12 protein-coding genes are annotated in these 15,398 nt (G+C 68.0%); 8 read left to right on the top strand and 4 right to left on the bottom strand.

Features of this window, described 5'->3' with window-relative positions; genetic code table 11:
* Nucleotides 1-5: 5 nt before the first annotated feature.
* From tfpB to QTI68_RS23380, 3 genes are all read left to right on the top strand, one after another.
* The gene (gene tfpB, locus QTI68_RS23390) at nt 6-1,793 is read left to right on the top strand and encodes a type IV pilus assembly ATPase TfpB (protein ID WP_286524947.1); all 1,788 of its coding nucleotides are present in this window, start codon (nt 6-8) and stop codon (nt 1,791-1,793) included.
* A gap of 104 nt (nt 1,794-1,897) precedes the next feature.
* Complete coding sequence (locus QTI68_RS23385; protein ID WP_286524945.1) at nt 1,898-2,386, top strand: tripartite tricarboxylate transporter TctB family protein; 489 nt, start codon at nt 1,898-1,900, stop codon at nt 2,384-2,386.
* A 10-nt stretch (nt 2,387-2,396) separates the two neighbouring features.
* Nucleotides 2,397-3,908: a tripartite tricarboxylate transporter permease gene (locus QTI68_RS23380; RefSeq protein WP_286524943.1), complete on the top strand. Its 1,512-nt coding sequence runs from the start codon at nt 2,397-2,399 to the stop codon at nt 3,906-3,908.
* Between the two features lie 53 nt (nt 3,909-3,961).
* Here the strand turns inward: QTI68_RS23380 and QTI68_RS23375 are convergent, their stop codons facing one another.
* A complete protein-coding gene (locus QTI68_RS23375) occupies nt 3,962-4,891 on the bottom strand; it encodes a LysR family transcriptional regulator (protein ID WP_286524942.1) in 930 nt (309 codons plus the stop codon).
* Nucleotides 4,892-4,988: 97 nt separating this feature from the next.
* Here QTI68_RS23375 and QTI68_RS23370 point away from each other — a divergent pair, with 97 nt between their 5' ends.
* The 5 genes from QTI68_RS23370 to QTI68_RS23350 are packed head-to-tail and all read left to right on the top strand — an operon-like array spanning nt 4,989 to nt 10,324.
* Nucleotides 4,989-5,960 carry a tripartite tricarboxylate transporter substrate binding protein gene (locus QTI68_RS23370; RefSeq protein ID WP_286524941.1) on the top strand — a complete coding sequence of 324 codons (972 nt, stop codon included), beginning with the start codon at nt 4,989-4,991 and terminating at the stop codon, nt 5,958-5,960.
* Between the two features lies 1 nt (nt 5,961).
* Entirely contained in the window at nt 5,962-7,575 is a 1,614-nt protein-coding gene (locus QTI68_RS23365; protein ID WP_286524940.1) for a gamma-glutamyltransferase family protein, read from the top strand.
* A 7-nt stretch (nt 7,576-7,582) separates the two neighbouring features.
* A complete protein-coding gene (locus tag QTI68_RS23360) occupies nt 7,583-8,503 on the top strand; it encodes a DMT family transporter (protein ID WP_286524938.1) in 921 nt (306 codons plus the stop codon).
* 16 nt (nt 8,504-8,519) lie between these two features.
* Nucleotides 8,520-9,317 carry an SDR family oxidoreductase gene (locus QTI68_RS23355; protein ID WP_286524937.1) on the top strand — a complete coding sequence of 266 codons (798 nt, stop codon included), beginning with the start codon at nt 8,520-8,522 and terminating at the stop codon, nt 9,315-9,317.
* A gap of 23 nt (nt 9,318-9,340) precedes the next feature.
* Complete coding sequence (locus QTI68_RS23350) at nt 9,341-10,324, top strand: quinone oxidoreductase family protein (RefSeq protein WP_286524935.1); 984 nt, start codon at nt 9,341-9,343, stop codon at nt 10,322-10,324.
* 1 nt (nt 10,325) lies between these two features.
* Here QTI68_RS23350 and QTI68_RS23345 read toward each other — a convergent pair whose 3' ends face one another.
* From QTI68_RS23345 to ileS, 3 genes are read right to left on the bottom strand one after another with little or no spacing between them, the layout of a single operon-like run.
* Nucleotides 10,326-11,981: a Na/Pi cotransporter family protein gene (locus tag QTI68_RS23345; RefSeq protein WP_286524934.1), complete on the bottom strand. Its 1,656-nt coding sequence runs from the start codon at nt 11,979-11,981 to the stop codon at nt 10,326-10,328.
* A 34-nt stretch (nt 11,982-12,015) separates the two neighbouring features.
* Nucleotides 12,016-12,519, bottom strand: a complete 504-nt coding sequence (gene lspA, locus QTI68_RS23340) for a signal peptidase II (protein ID WP_286524932.1) — start codon at nt 12,517-12,519, stop codon at nt 12,016-12,018.
* The gene (gene ileS, locus QTI68_RS23335; RefSeq protein ID WP_286524930.1) at nt 12,519-15,362 is read right to left on the bottom strand and encodes an isoleucine--tRNA ligase; all 2,844 of its coding nucleotides are present in this window, start codon (nt 15,360-15,362) and stop codon (nt 12,519-12,521) included. The genes lspA and ileS overlap by 1 nt, the downstream gene beginning before the upstream one ends.
* Nucleotides 15,363-15,398 lie beyond the last annotated feature (36 nt).

Below are 15,398 nucleotides of genomic sequence, written 5' to 3'. Positions count from 1 at the left end.
GCCTCATGAGCGCCTTGCCCGCCACCGCATCCGATGCCGCCCGCCACGAAGGGCCCCTGGTCCTGCGCCACCTGATCGAATGGCTGGCCAAGGACGGCCTGATCTCGCCGGTCGAGGCCAAGCGCACGCTGGCGCGCTGCGCCCAGGCCGAGAGCCGCCAGCCGCCGATGGTGCGGCTGGCCAATGTCGCGATGACCCGCGAGAGCGACGGCAAGCCGCTCGACCTCGAGATGCTGACCCAGTGGCTGGCCGGCCGGGCCGGGCTGGCGTACCTGCGCATCGATCCGCTCAAGGTCGACGTCGGCAAGGTGGCCGACACCATGAGCGCGGCCTACGCCGAGCGGCACAAGGTGCTGCCGGTGCAGGTCACGGCCAGCGAGGTGGTGGTGGCCACGGCCGAGCCCTTCCTGACCGACTGGATCGCCGAGGTCGAGCGCCAGTCGCGCCGCTCGGTGCGCCGGGTGGTCGCCAATCCGACCGACATCCAGCGCTATACGGCCGAGTTCTTCTCGCTCGCCAAGTCGGTGCGCGCGGCGCAGAAGGCCGGCGGCAACACCGGCGGCGCCAGCTTCGAACAGCTGGTCGAGCTCGGCAAGAGCAACAAGCAGCTCGATGCCAACGACCAGAGCGTGGTGCAGGTGGTCGACTGGCTGTGGCAGTACGCCTTCGACCAGCGGGCCAGCGACATCCACCTCGAGCCCAGGCGCGACCAGGGCATGATCCGCTTCCGCATCGACGGCGTGCTGCACCCGGCCTACCAGATGCCGATGGGCGTGCTGAACGCCATGGTGGCGCGCATCAAGCTGCTCGGGCGGATGGACGTGGTCGAGAAGCGGCGTCCGCTCGATGGCCGCATCAAGACCCGCAACCTGCGCGGCGACGAGGTCGAGATGCGGCTGTCGACCTTGCCCACGGCCTTCGGCGAGAAGATGGTGATGCGGATCTTCGACCCCGACACCGCGGTCAAGGACCTCGACGCCCTCGGCTTCGTCCCGCACGACGCCCAGCGCTGGGAGAAGCTCGTGACGCGTCCGCACGGCATCATCCTGGTGACCGGGCCGACCGGCTCCGGCAAGACCACCACGCTGTACTCCACGCTCAAGCGGATCGCGACCGAGGAGGTCAACGTCAGCACGGTCGAGGACCCGATCGAGATGATCGAGCCCTCGTTCAACCAGACCCAGGTGCAGCACCAGCTCGACTTCGGCTTCACAGAAGGACTGCGGGCGCTGATGCGGCAGGACCCGGACATCATCATGGTCGGCGAGATCCGCGACCTCGCCACCGCCGAGATGGCGGTGCAGGCGGCGCTCACCGGCCACCTGGTGTTCAGCACCCTGCACACCAACGACGCGCCGAGCGCGATCACGCGGCTGATGGAGCTGGGCGTGCCCTCCTACCTGATCACCGCCGTGATGCTCGGCGTGCTGGCGCAGCGCCTGGTGCGCACGCTGTGCCCCAACTGCAAGCAGCCCGACGAGACGGTCACGCGCGAGAAGCTGGCCGAGTTCGTCAAGCCCTGGCAGATCAGCGGCTCGGTGCGGGCCTACAAGCCGGTCGGCTGCGTCGATTGCCGCATGACCGGCTACATGGGCCGCATGGGCCTCTACGAACTGCTGAGCGTCAGCGAAGAATTCAAGGCCCTGGTCACCAAGGAACCGAACACGATCGGCCTGCGCCGCCAGGCCGTGGTCGACGGCATGCGGCCACTGCGGCTGGCCGGCGCGCTGCGGGTCGCCGAAGGCGTGACCACGATCGAGGAAGTGCTGAGCGCCACCCCGCCACTGGAGTGAGGCAACCAGGGATTACCCTGAAAATCCGATAGGTGGAATCCACATCGAGCTGACTCGCAGCTGACCACACAATCTCCGATCGAGTTTTTTCGTGGAGACTGTTCGTGAAAATCAAGAGTCAGAAAGACTTCTTCTCGGGGGTGATGTTCGCCGTCGTGGGAGTCGCCTTCGCCTGGGGCGCGACGACCTACAACGTCGGCAACGGCGCCCGCATGGGCCCCGGCTACTTCCCGCTGATGCTCGGCATCCTCATGGCCGTCATCGGCCTGGTGATCATGTTCACCGGCCTCACGGTCGAGACCGAGGATGGCGAGAAGGTCGGCAAGTGGGCCTGGAAGCAAGTGGTCTACATCCTGGGCGCCAACCTGGCGTTCGGCGTCCTGCTCGGCGGCCTGCCGAGCATCGGCGTGCCGGCCATGGGCATGATCATCGCGATCTACGCGCTGGTCCTCATCTCCAGCCTGGCGGGCAGCGAGTTCAACCTGCCGAAGGTCCTGATCCTCGCCACCGTGCTGGCCGTCGGCAGCTATGTCGCCTTCATCTGGGCGCTCAAGCTGCAAATCCAGGTGTGGCCCACCTTCATCACGGGCTGAGGACTGGCAAATGGAACTTCTCAACAACCTCTCCCTCGGTTTCGGTGTCGCGTTCACCTTCACCAACCTGCTGTACTGCCTGGTCGGCTGCATCCTGGGCACGCTGATCGGCGTGCTGCCGGGCATCGGCCCGGTCGCCACCATCGCGATGCTGCTGCCGGCGACCTATGCACTGCCGCCGGTGTCGGCGCTGATCATGCTGGCCGGCATCTACTACGGCGCTCAGTACGGCGGCTCCACCACCGCCATCCTGGTCAACCTGCCGGGCGAATCGTCCTCCGTCGTGACCGTGATCGACGGCTACCAGATGGCACGCAAGGGGCGGGCCGGGCCTGCGCTTGCTGCGGCCGGCCTCGGGTCCTTCTTCGCCGGCTGCGTGGGCACGCTGATCCTGGCGGCCTTCGCGCCGCCGCTTACCGAACTGGCCTTCAAGTTCGGCCCGGCCGAGTATTTCTCGCTGATGATCCTCGGCCTGATCGGCGCCGTGGTGCTGGCCTCGGGCTCGCTGCTCAAGGCGATCGCCATGATCGTGCTCGGCCTGCTGCTGGGCCTGGTCGGCACCGACGTCAATTCGGGCGTGGCGCGTTTCAGCTTCGACATCCCCGAACTGACCGACGGCATCGGCTTCGTCGCCATCGCCATGGGCGTGTTCGGCTACGGTGAAATCATCGCCAACCTGTCGCGGCCGGAAGAAGACCGCGAAGTCTTCACCGCCAAGGTCTCCGGCCTGTTCCCGACCAAGGAAGACTTCAAGCGCATGACGCCCGCCGTGCTGCGCGGCACGGCGCTCGGCGCGGCGCTGGGCATCCTGCCCGGCGGCGGCGCGCTGCTGGCGGCCTTCGCGGCCTACACGATCGAGAAGAAGACCAAGCTGCATCCGGGCGAAGTGCCGTTCGGCAAGGGCAACATCCGCGGCGTGGCCGCGCCCGAGTCGGCCAACAACGCCGGCGCCCAGACTTCCTTCATCCCGCTGCTCACGCTGGGCATTCCGCCCAACGCCGTGATGGCGCTGATGGTCGGCGCGATGACGATCCACAACATCCAGCCGGGTCCGCAGGTCATGACCAGCAACCCCGAGCTGTTCTGGGGCCTGATCGCCTCGATGTGGCTCGGCAACGCGATGCTGATCATCCTGAACCTGCCGCTGATCGGCATGTGGATCAAGCTGCTGTCGGTGCCCTACAAGTACCTGTTCCCGGCGATCGTGCTGTTCTGCGCCATCGGCGTCTACTCGACCAACAACAACACCTTCGACATCTGGATCGTGGCGGCCTTCGGCTTCATCGGCTATGCCTTCTTCAAGCTGGGCTGCGAGCCGGCACCGCTGCTGCTGGGCTTCATCCTTGGGCCGATGATGGAAGAGAACCTGCGCCGCGCCCTGCTGCTGTCGCGCGGCGACTGGATCGTCTTCGTGACGCGGCCGATCTCGGCCGGCCTGCTGGCCGCGGCGCTGCTGCTGCTGATCATCGTGCTGCTGCCGGCGGTGAAGTCCAAGCGCGAAGAAGCCTTCGTCGAGGATTGATCCCCCTGCGCCTCGCGGCAAGCAAGAAAACGGCACCTTCGGGTGCCGTTTTTTCATGCCGGCTTGGGCGCGCGCGGCGGCTTCATGTGCTGCCGCGCCATGGCCAGGAAGGCCAGGGCGGCGGGGTTGAGCGGATGCTTGGCCAGCCGCACGGCGACCACCGGATATTCCAGCGTCGGGCGCGTGACCGTCACCGCCCGCAGGTTGCCCGGCATCAGGACCTCGACGTAGCGCGGCAGCAGCGCGACGCCGGCACCGGCCTGGATCAGCCCGAAGGCCGTCGACAGCATCGACACGTGATGGGCCACCCGCGGGTACACGTTGGCCACGCTCGACAGCTGCCGGCTGACCGCGCGCCAGATGTTGGCGTCCGGATTGACATGGATGAACGGCAGCGACTCCAGGTGGCGGGCATCGATCACCACCCGCTGCGCCAGCGGATGGTCGTCGCGAACGAACAGGGCCATCCGCTCGACGAACAGCGGCTCGGTCGCCAGTTCCGAATGCCGCTGGCCGATGTCCGAGCCGAAGCCCAGGTCGGCCTCCTGCGACAGGATCCGCGAAATCATCTGCTCGGCCGTGCTGTCCATCAGCGTGGTCGCGAGCGCCGGGTACTGCTGCGAGAACCGGCCCAGCAGGGGCGGCAGCAGCGCGCCCGCCGTGAGGTGGCCCACTGCCAGCACCACGCGCCCTTCGCGCAGCTGGGACTGCGAGCGGCAGGCGCCGACCGACTCGTCGATCAGCCGCAGCGCGCGCACCGCGGTGTCGACCATCATCTGGCCCGCATTGGTGATGCGGATGCGGCGGCCGCGCACGACCAGCGGCTGGCCGAGTTCGTGTTCCATGCGCTTGATCAGGTGGCTGATCGCGGGCTGGGTCAGCTGCAAGGCCTCCGCCGCCAGGGTGAAGCTGCCGGTGTCGGCGACCGCCGCCAGCGCCCGCAGCTGCTGCAGGGAGATCTCTTCGCCGGCGATCCGCGTCATAAGTTCAATTCATAGTTCGATAAACCGGATTATCTGGCTTGATGCGCCAGCCTTGCATAGCATCGGAATTCCGTCCACAGGGAACAAAATCGAGACCATGAAACGAATCCAGTTCATCCAGGCCTGTGCCGCTGCGTTGTGCCTGGCAGCGTCCTCCGCCAGCCTCGCGCAGGGCTATCCGACCAAGCCGATCCGCCTGATCGTGCCGTTTCCGGCCGGCGGCGCCACCGACCTGTTCGCGCGCACCTTGTCGCAGAAGATGGGCGAGAAGCTCGGCACCACGCTGGTGATCGACAACAAGCCCGGCGCCGGCGGCGCGATCGGTTCCGACATGGCCGCCAAGGCGCCGCCCGACGGCTACACGCTGCTGCTGGCCACCACCAGCACCCATTCGATCGGCCCGGCGATCACCCCCAAGCTGCCCTACGACACGGTGCGCGACTTCACGCCGATCGCCCACGTGGGCGATGCGCCGAGCATCATGCTGGTGCCCAACAACTCGCCCGCCAAGACGGTGCGCGAGTGGATCGACTACGCCAAGAAGAACCCCGGCAAGCTCAACTACGCGTCGAGCGGCAACGGCACGATCGTCCAGCTCACGGCCGAGCTGTTCAAGTCGCAGGCCGGCGTGTTCGTCACCCACATCCCGTACAAGGGCACGGCGCTGGCGATCCCCGACCTGATCACCGGCAAGGTCGACGTGCTGTTCGATTCGCTGCCGACCGGCATGCCGCACGTGCGCGACGGCCGGCTGCGTGCGCTGGGCGTGACCACGCTCAAGCGCAGCCCGCTGGCGCCCGAGCTGCCGCCGATCGCCGATGTGCTGCCGGGCTTCGAGTCCAACACCTGGTTCGGCCTCTACGGCCCGAAGGGCCTGCCGGCCGACATGGTGGCCCGCATCAACACCGCCGCCAACCAGTCGCTGAGCGACCCGGAGGTCCGCGACAAGCTGGCACGCCTGGGCATCGAGCCCACCACCAGCACGCCGGCGCAGTTCGCGAGCCTGGTGGCGGCCGACGCGGCCAAATGGAAGCAGATCATCACCGACAGGAAGATCACGGGCGACTGACATGAAATTCGACTACGCAAACCCCTACACCACGACCCGCATTCCGGTCTTCGCCCGCAACGTCGTCTCGACCTCGCACCCGCTGGCGGCCCAGGCCGGCCTGCGGATCCTGCAGCAGGGCGGCAATGCGGTCGACGCCGCGGTGGCGACCGCGGCGGTCATGACGCTGGTCGAGCCGGTCAGCAACGGCCTCGGCAGCGATGCCTTCTGCATCCTCTGGGACGGCAAGAAGCTGCACGGCCTCAACGCCTCGGGCTGCGCGCCCGCTGCGTGGACGCCCGAGTATTTCCGCAAGAAGCACGGCGCCGACGCCGCGACGCCGCCGATGCGCGGCATGGACTCGGTCACGGTGCCGGGCGCGGTGGGCAGCTGGGTCGCGCTGTCGGAGCGCTTCGGCAAGCTGCCCTTCGCCGACCTCATGGCGCCCGCGATCGAGATCGCCGAGCGTGGCTACCTGATGCCGCCGGTGGTGCAGCAGAAGTGGGCCGCGGCGACGCCGGTGCTCCAGGCGCAGCCGGGTTTCGCACAGACTTTCCTGCCCTGGGGCCGCGCGCCCGAAGTCGGCGAGCTGTTCCGCTTCCCGGCCGCCGCGCACGCCTTGAAGGCCATCGCGGCCACCAAGGGCGACGCCTTCTACGGCGGCGAGATCGCCGCCGCGCTGGAGAAGTTCTCGAACCAGAACGGCGGCAGCCTGAAGGCCAGCGACCTCGCCGGCTGGAAGCCCGAATGGGTCGAGCCCATCGGCCAGGACTACCGCGGCCACCGGCTGCACGAGATCCCGCCCAACGGGCAGGGCATCGCGGCGCTGATCGCCCTGGGCATCCTCGAGCATTTCGACATCGGCTCGATCCCGGTCGACTCGGTGCGCTCCCAGCACCTGCAGATCGAGGCCATGAAGCTGGCTTTCGCCGACACCTACCGCTACGTGTCCGAGCCATCGTCGATGGAGGTGGCACCGCTGCAAATGCTCGATGGCGCCTACCTGGCCTCGCGTGCCAAACTCATCGACGTGAACAAGGCGCAGGACTTCCAGGCCGGCAACCCGGTCAAGGGCGGCACCATCTACCTGACCGCGGCCGACGAGAGCGGCATGATGGTGAGCTTCATCCAGAGCAACTACATGGGCTTCGGCTCGGGCTGCGTCGAGCCCGAGTTCGGCATCAGCCTGCAGAACCGCGGCCACGGCTTCAGCCTCAAGGACGGCAGCCCGAACCTGGTGGCACCGGGCAAGCGCCCGTTCCACACCATCATCCCGGCCTTCCTCACCAAGGACGGCGCGCCGGTCATGAGCTTCGGCGTAATGGGCGGCAACATGCAGCCGCAGGGCCACATGCAGACGCTGGTGCGCATGCTCGACTACGGGCAGAACCCGCAGGCGGCCTGCGACGCACCGCGCTGGCGCTTCAACTCGGGGGTCGAGATCAACGTCGAGGCCGCGATGGACCCGGCCACCGTGCAGGGGCTGTCGGCGCTCGGCCACAAGGTCGACGTCATCAACGACTCCTACCAGGACTTCGGCGCCGGCCAGTTCATCTGGCGCGCGGGCGATCCGGCGGTCGAAGGCTACGTGGCCGCCAGCGATGCGCGCCGCGACGGCTTGGCCGCCGGCTTCTGACGCCTTGATGCAAGCCCAGGCCGCGACGCACCACGCCGCACGCAAGAGCCTCGCGCCGGGCTTGGCGCTCGCCACCTTCGGCGCCATCGCCTTCAGCGGCAAGGCGATCATCGTCAAGCTGGCCTACCGCCACGGTGTCGACGCCGTGACGCTGATCATGCTGCGCATGCTGTTCGCGCTGCCGCTGTTCGCCCTGATGGCGTGGTGGGCCGGGCGCGGCAAGCCGGCGCTCACGCGGCGCGACTGGTTCGGGGTCGTCGGGCTGGGCTTCTCGGGCTACTACCTGTCGAGCTTTCTCGACTTCGCCGGCCTGGCCTACATCACGGCCAGTCTCGAGCGGCTGATCCTCTACCTCAACCCGACCCTGGTGCTGCTGTTTGGCTGGATCGCCTACCGGCGCCGCATCACGCGCTGGCAGTTCGCCGGCATGGCGGTCAGCTATTCGGGCGTGCTGCTGGTGTTCGGCCACGAAGTCAGCCTGGGCCAGAGCGCGGCCGCCGCCTGGGGCGCCCTGCTGGTGTTCCTGAGCGCGGTGAGCTATGCGGTCTACCTGGTCGCCAGCGGCGAGTTCGTCAAGCGGCTCGGCTCGCTGCGCCTGGTCGGCCTGGCGACCAGCGTGGCCTGCCTGCTGTGCATCGCCCAGTTCCTGCTGCTGCGGCCGATGAGCGCGGCCTTCGAGGTGGCGCCCGAGGTGATCTGGCTGTCGGTGCTCAATGCCACGCTGTGCACCGCGGTGCCTGTCCTCGCCGTCATGATGGCGATCGAGCGCATCGGCCCCGCGATGGCGGCACAAACGGGTATGGTCGGGCCGATGTCGACGATTCTGATGGGGGTGCTGCTGCTCGGCGAGCCCTTCACCCTCTGGATCGCGGCCGGCACGGTGCTGGTCGTCACCGGCATCTTTGTCTTCACACGAACGGGGCGCTGAGCCCGAAGGAATCAACATGGACCTGGGTATCGCAGGCAGGACGGCGCTGGTGGGCGGCGCCAGCAAGGGTTTGGGCTACGGCTGCGCCGAAGCGCTGGTGCGCGAGGGCGTCAACGTGGTGATCATGGCGCGCGGCGCCGAGGCGCTGGACGCCGCGGCCAGGCAACTGCAGGCCGTGGCGGCGACGGCGCCCGGCAAGCCCTTCGTGAAGCACGCGGCGGCCGACATCACGACCCCCGAAGGCCGCGCCGCGGCTTTTGCGCTTCACGCCGACTTCGACATCGTGGTCACCAATGCCGGCGGCCCGCCGCCCGGCGACTTCCGCGACTGGGACCGCGAGGCCTGGATCAAGGCGCTCGACGCCAACATGCTGACGCCGATCGAGCTGATCAAGGCCACGGTCGACGGCATGGCGGCGCGCGGCTTCGGGCGCATCGTCAACATCACCTCGAGCTCGGTCAAGGCGCCGATCGACATCCTGGGCCTGAGCAACGGCGCGCGCAGCGGCCTGACCGGCTTCGTCGCCGGCGTGGCCCGCACCGGGCTGGCGGCCAAGGGCGTGACCCTCAACAACCTGCTGCCGGGCGCGTTCGACACCGACCGGCTCAAGGGCACGCTGGTGGGCGCGGCCAAGAAGACCGGCCAGGACATCGACGCGATCCGCGCCAGCCGGCAGAAGACTATTCCGGCCGGCCGCTTCGGCACTGCCGCCGAGTTCGGCGCCATCTGCGCCTTCCTCTGCAGCATGCATGCCGGCTACATCACCGGCCAGAACCTGCTGGCCGACGGCGGCGCCTACCCCGGAACCTATTGATCCACGTCGACCAGGAGACGCGAATGAAGAGCAAGGCAGTGCGCATCGACCGCCACGGCGGTCCCGAGGAACTCAAGATCGTCGAGGTCGAGGTCGGGGACCCCGGCCCCGGCGAGATCCGGATCCGCCACAAGGCGGTGGGCCTGAACTTCATCGACACCTACCAGCGCAGCGGGCTCTATCCGTTCGCGATGCCGCTGCAGCTGGGCATGGAGGCTTCGGGCGTGGTCGAGGCGGTGGGCGAGGGGGTCACGCACCTGAAGGCCGGCGACCGCGCGGCCTACGCCAGTCCGCCCCCGGGCTCCTACTGCGAGCTGCGCGTCATGCCGGCCAAGACCGTCTGCAAGCTGCCCGATGCGATCTCCTTCGAGACCGGCGCCGCGATGATGCTGAAGGGCCTGACGACCCAGTACCTGCTGCGCCGGACCTTGCCGGCCGAAGGCCTCCAGCCGGGTGATTTCATCGTCTTCCATGCCGCGGCCGGCGGCGTCGGCCTGATCGCCTGCCAATGGGCGAAGGCGCTCGGCCTTCAGCTCATCGGCACCGCCGGCACCGACGCCAAGTGCCAGCTCGCGCTGGCCCACGGCGCCGCGCACGCGATCAACTACAGCAAGGAGAACTTCGCCGAGCGCGTGAAGGAGATCACCGGCGGCAAGGGGGTCAAGGTGGTCTACGACTCGGTCGGCAAGGACACCTTCGAAGGCTCGCTGGCCTGCCTGCGGCCCTTCGGCCTGCTGGCGGTCTTCGGCAACGGCTCGGGGCCGGTGTCGGCCTTCAACCTCGGCCTGCTGGCCAAGGGCTCGTACTACGTCACGCGCCCGACGCTGTTCACCCACATCGCGACGCGCGAAACCACCCAGGCGATGGCGGACGAGCTGTTCGCGATCGTCGAGAGCGGCGCCGTGAAGATCCCGATCGACCAGCGCTACCCACTCGAAGACGTGCAGCAGGCGCACCGCGACCTGGAAGCCCGCAAGACCACCGGCTGCACCATCCTCACGCTGTAGGCTAGAGCGCCCCTAGCCGCGATTCGCGCATCCGGGTGGGGGCCAGCGCGCCGGCCGACTCGAGGATCGGGTAGGCGATCGAGCAGATGTGCGAGTTGATGCGCTTCAGGTCGCTGATCAGGTCGATGTGCAGCGAGCTGGTCTCGATGCTCAGCGTGGTCTGGTCCGACAGGCGTCCCAGGTGGGTGGTCGCGTAGGCGCGTTCCAGGTCGCGGAAGCGCGCCTTTTCCTCCAGCAGCCTCTGGGCGTCGCGCACGCTGCCGTTCAGGAACACGCTCATGCTCAGCCGCAGGTTGGCCACCAGCCGCTCATGCAGCTCGACGATCTCGCGCATCCCGGCCTCGGAGAAGTTGCGCTGCGGCTTGATCTTCTTGTCCTCGATGTCGATCACCACGCGCTCGATGATGTCGCCGATCTGCTCCATGTTGATCGTGAAGCTGATGATGTCGGTCCAGCGCCGGCTCTCTTCCTCGCCCAGCGCCTCGCGCGAGATCTTCGTCATGTAGTACTTGATCGCCGAATACAGCTCGTCGACCGTGTCGTCGAGCTTGCGCAGTTCCTGGGCCAGCCGCAGGTCGTTGTTTCGGATCACGTTGAGCACGCCGATCAGCATGGTCTCGACCACGTCGGCCTGGTGCAGCGCCTCGCGCGCCGCGTTGGAGATCGCCAGCGACGGCGTCGACAGGGCCGAGGGGTCCAGGTGCTGCTGGCGCCGCGTGGCGGCCGGCTCGGGCGGCTCCGGCAGCAGCCGCGTCACCAGCCCGGCGACCCAGTCGGTGAGCCCGATGAAGCCGAGGCTGACGAGCACGTTGAAGGCCAGGTGGTAGAGCACGACGAACTGCGTCGCGTCCGAGATGTAGGGCCGGACCTCGCGCAGCCAGAGGCCGACGAAAGGTGCCGCGATCGCGACGCCGAGCAGCTTGAAGAGCAGGTTGCCGATCGTGACCTGCCGGACGGCGACCGTCGACTTGGCCGTGGTCAGCACCGCCAGCAGGCCGCTGCCGAGGTTGGCGCCGAGCACCAGGCCCATGGCGACGTCGAGCGGCACCACGTTCGAACTCGCCATCGCCGCCACCAGCAGGACCACCGCCAGGCTCGAATAGGCGACGATCGCGAGCGCGGCGCCGATCGTGATCTCGAGCAGCACGTCGCTGCCGAGGCTGCCCAGCAGTTCGCGCATCGCCTGGCCGGCGAACAGCGGTCCGGTGGCCGCGACCACCAGCTGCAGCGCGAGCAGCATCAGGCCGAGCCCGATCAGCACGCGCCCGACCCGCCCGGCCACGCTGGACGGCCGCGTGATGAACAGCACCACGCCGACGAAGATGAAGAGCGGCGACAGCCACGAAAGGTCGGCCGAGAACAGCACCGACATCAGCGCGGTGCCGATGTCCGCGCCGCGCATCACCGCCAGCGCGGCCGGCAGGGTCACGAGGCCCTGGCCGACGAAGGACGAGGTCATGAGCGAGGTCGCGGTGCTCGACTGCACCAGGGCCGTCACGCCGATGCCCGACAGGGCCGCCGTGAAGCGGTTGCGCATGCTCTGGACCAGGATCTTGCGCAGGTTCGCACCGAAGACGCGCAGCACGCCGGTGCGAACGAGATGGGTGCCCCACACCAGCAGCGCCACGGCTGCGAGCAGATTCAACAGATGCTTCATGGAAGGCGACGACTATACGCCGCCCTCGCATGGGCTATTTCTTGCCGCGCCGCACGCGCAGCAGTTCGTCGAGGATCAGGCAGATCGCTCCGATGGTGATCGCGCTGTCGGCGACGTTGAAGGCCGGGAAGTGGCGCCCGGCGAGGTGGAAGTCGAGGAAGTCGACCACGTAGCCGTGCATCATCCGGTCGATCACGTTGCCGATCGCGCCGCCCAGGATCGCCGCCATCGAGAACGAGAACAGCTTCTGGCCGGCATGCGACTTAAGCATCCAGACGATGAAGACCGCCGCGGCGACGCCGATCGCGGTGAAGAACCAGCGCTGCCAGCCCGACGAATCGGCCAGGAACGAGAAGGCCGCGCCGGTGTTGTGGGCCCGGACCACGTTGAAGAAGCTGGTGACGTAGGTGGCGTCGCCGTACTTGTAGTAGCCGAGGATCAGCGTCTTGGTGAACTGGTCGATGATGACGATCACCAGCGCGAGGCCGAGCCAGGGCCAGATGCCGAGGCCCGACCCGCCCGAAGATTTGCGGGCCATCAGGCGAGCGTCCTTTGTTCTCCGGCGCCGTACAGGTTGCTGGTGCAGCGGCCGCACAGGCCGGGATGCGCGGCATCGTGGCCGACGTCGTCGCGCCAGTGCCAGCAGCGCTCGCACTTGGTCGCCGCGCTCGCCGTCACCTGGATCGACAGGGCGTCGCCCGCGGCCAGGGTCACCGCCGAGGTGATCAGCACGAACTTCAGGTCGTCGGCCAGCGAGGCCAGCAGCGCATGGTCGTCGGCCGCGGCGGCGATTGCCACGTTGGCCTGCAGCGAGGAGCCGACCTGGCCGGCGGTGCGCACGGTCTCGATCTCCTTGTTGACCGCGTCGCGGATCTCGCGGATGCGGGTCCACCTGGCCAGCAGGGCGGTATCGGGCGTGCCGAGGTCGCTGTAGGTCTGGACGAAGATCGAGCGGCCGTCGCCGCAGAACTTCCAGGCCTCCTCGGCCGTGAAGCTCAGGAACGGCGCCATCCAGCGCAGCATCGCCTGCGTGATGTGCCAGAGCGCGGTCTGGGCGCTGCGGCGCGCATGCGAGCCGGGGGCGGTGGTGTAGAGCCGGTCCTTGAGCACGTCGAGGTAGAAGGCGCCGAGGTCTTCCGAGCAATACACCTGCAGCTTGGCCACCACCGGGTGGAACTCGTAGACCTTGTAGTGCGCGAGGATCTCGGCCTGGAACTCGGCTGCACGCGCAAGCGCGTAGCGGTCGATCTCGAGCAGCTGGTCGAGCGGCACCGCGTCCTTCGCGATGTCGAAGTCGCTGGTGTTGGCCAGCAGGAAGCGCAGCGTGTTGCGGATCCGGCGATAGGCGTCGACCACCCGCGCGAGGATCTTGTCGTCGCCCGCGATGTCGCCCGAGTAGTCGCTGGCGGCCACCCACAGGCGGGTGATCTCGGCGCCGAGCTTCTTGTTGACCTCCTGCGGGTCGATGCCGTTGCCGAGCGACTTGCTCATCTTGCGGCCCTGGCTGTCGACCGTGAAGCCGTGCGTGAGCAGGCCGCGATAGGGCGCGCGGCCTTCGAGCGCGCAGGCGATCAGCAGCGACGAATGGAACCAGCCGCGGTGCTGGTCGTGGCCTTCGAGGTAGAGATCGGCTTCGGGGCCGGTCTCGTGGTGCACGTTCGGATGGGTGCCGCGCAGCACGTGCCAGAAGGTCGAGCCCGAATCGAACCAGACCTCGAGGATGTCGGTGCTCTTGGTGTAGTGCGGCGCGTCCTCGGCGCCGAGGATCTCCTCGGTCGTCACGCGGCTCCAGGCCTCGATGCCGCCCTGCTCGACGATCGCCGCGGCCTGGTCGAGGATCTCCATCGTGCGCGGGTGCAGCTCGCCCGAATCCCTGTGCAGGAAGAACGGGATCGGCACGCCCCAGCTGCGCTGCCGGCTGATGCACCAGTCGGGCCGGTTGGCGATCATGTCGTGCAGTCGCGCCTTGCCGTTCTCCGGGTAGAAGGTGGTCTGTTCGATGGCTTCGAGCGCGGTCTGGCGCAGCGTCTTGGGCGCCTTGTCCTTGGTGAACACGCCTTCGCCCTCGTCCATGCGGATGAACCACTGGGCCGCGGCGCGGTAGATCACCGGCGTCTTGTGGCGCCAGCAGTGCGGGTAGCTGTGGCTGATGGCCTCGGTCGTCATCAGGCGGCCGGCATCGCGCAGCGCCTGGATGATCACCGGCACCGCCTTCCAGATGTTCTGGCCGCCGAACAGCGGGAAATCCGGCGCGTACGAGCCGTTGCCCTGCACCGGGTTCAGGATGTCGTCGTAGGACAGGCCGTGCGCCACGCAGGAGTTGAAGTCGTCCAGGCCGTAGGCCGGCGATGAATGGACCAGGCCGGTGCCGTCGTCGGCGGTCGCGTAGTCGGCCAGGTAGACCGGCGACAGGCGGCGGAAGCCGGCATCGACGTCGTACAGCGGATGCTCGAACTCGAGCCCGCCGAGCTTCTCGCCCTTGACCGTCGCCAGCACGGTGCCGTCGAGCGCATAGCGGTTCATGCACATCTCGACCAGGGAGGCCGCCAGCACCAGCAGGCCGCGCTCGGTGTCGACCAGCGCGTAGTCGAGCTCGGGGTTGAGGTTGATGGCCTGGTTGGCCGGGATGGTCCAGGCGGTGGTGGTCCAGATGACCGCGAAGGCGTCCTTGGCCAGCGACGGCAGGCCGAAGGCGGCCGCCAGCTTGGCCGGATCGTGGGCCTTGAAGGCGACGTCGAGGGTCTGCGACTTCTTGTCGGCGTACTCGATCTCGAACTCGGCCAGCGAAGAGCCGCAGTCGAAGCACCAGTAGACCGGCTTCAGGCCCCGGTAGACGAAGCCGCGCTCGATCACGCGCTTGAAGGCGCGCAGCTCGCCCGCTTCATTGGCGAAATCCATCGTCTTGTAGGGATGGTCCCATTCGCCCAGCACGCCCAGGCGCTGGAAGTCGACCATCTGCTGGGCGATCTGCTCGGTGGCGTAGGCACGGCTCTTGGCCTGCATCTCGTCGCGGCTCAGGTTGCGGCCGTACTTCTTTTCGATCGCGTTCTCGATCGGCAGCCCGTGGCAGTCCCAGCCCGGCACGTAGAGCGCGTCGTAGCCTTCGAGCTGGCGCGCCTTCGTGATCATGTCCTTCAGGATCTTGTTCACCGCGTGGCCCATGTGGATCTGGCCGTTGGCGTAGGGCGGTCCGTCGTGCAGGATGAACTTGGGCGCGCCGTGGCGGGCGTCGCGCAGGCGCTGGTAGCGGCCTTCGTCGTGCCATTCCTTGACCCAGCCCGGCTCGCGCTTGGGCAGGTCGCCGCGCATCGGGAAGGGGGTGTCGGGCAGGTTCAGCGTGGCGCGGTAGTCGGTGGCGCCGTCGGTCTTGGTGTCAGCCATGGGGGTTCCAGAAATCTGCGCTGCCTTGCAGCGCTC

Origin of the sequence: Variovorax sp. J31P207, assembly GCF_030316965.1 — a bacterium.
GTDB lineage: Bacteria > Pseudomonadota > Gammaproteobacteria > Burkholderiales > Burkholderiaceae_C > Variovorax > Variovorax ginsengisoli_B.
This window is presented reverse-complemented; position numbering and strand designations above follow the sequence as displayed.

Excerpts from the sequence above, each read along its gene's own strand:
- QTI68_RS23345 (WP_286524934.1), bottom strand. The coding sequence starts at position 11,981 with ATGAAGCATCTGTTGAATCTGCTCGCAGCCGTGGCGCTGCTGGTGTGG.
- ileS (WP_286524930.1), bottom strand. The coding sequence starts at position 15,362 with ATGGCTGACACCAAGACCGACGGCGCCACCGACTACCGCGCCACGCTG.
- QTI68_RS23380 (WP_286524943.1), top strand. The coding sequence starts at position 2,397 with ATGGAACTTCTCAACAACCTCTCCCTCGGTTTCGGTGTCGCGTTCACC.
- QTI68_RS23350 (WP_286524935.1), top strand. The coding sequence starts at position 9,341 with ATGAAGAGCAAGGCAGTGCGCATCGACCGCCACGGCGGTCCCGAGGAA.
- QTI68_RS23370 (WP_286524941.1), top strand. The coding sequence starts at position 4,989 with ATGAAACGAATCCAGTTCATCCAGGCCTGTGCCGCTGCGTTGTGCCTG.
- QTI68_RS23375 (WP_286524942.1), bottom strand. The coding sequence starts at position 4,891 with ATGACGCGGATCGCCGGCGAAGAGATCTCCCTGCAGCAGCTGCGGGCG.
- QTI68_RS23365 (WP_286524940.1), top strand. The coding sequence starts at position 5,962 with ATGAAATTCGACTACGCAAACCCCTACACCACGACCCGCATTCCGGTC.
- QTI68_RS23355 (WP_286524937.1), top strand. The coding sequence starts at position 8,520 with ATGGACCTGGGTATCGCAGGCAGGACGGCGCTGGTGGGCGGCGCCAGC.
- QTI68_RS23360 (WP_286524938.1), top strand. The coding sequence starts at position 7,583 with ATGCAAGCCCAGGCCGCGACGCACCACGCCGCACGCAAGAGCCTCGCG.
- lspA (WP_286524932.1), bottom strand. The coding sequence starts at position 12,519 with ATGGCCCGCAAATCTTCGGGCGGGTCGGGCCTCGGCATCTGGCCCTGG.
- tfpB (WP_286524947.1), top strand. The coding sequence starts at position 6 with ATGAGCGCCTTGCCCGCCACCGCATCCGATGCCGCCCGCCACGAAGGG.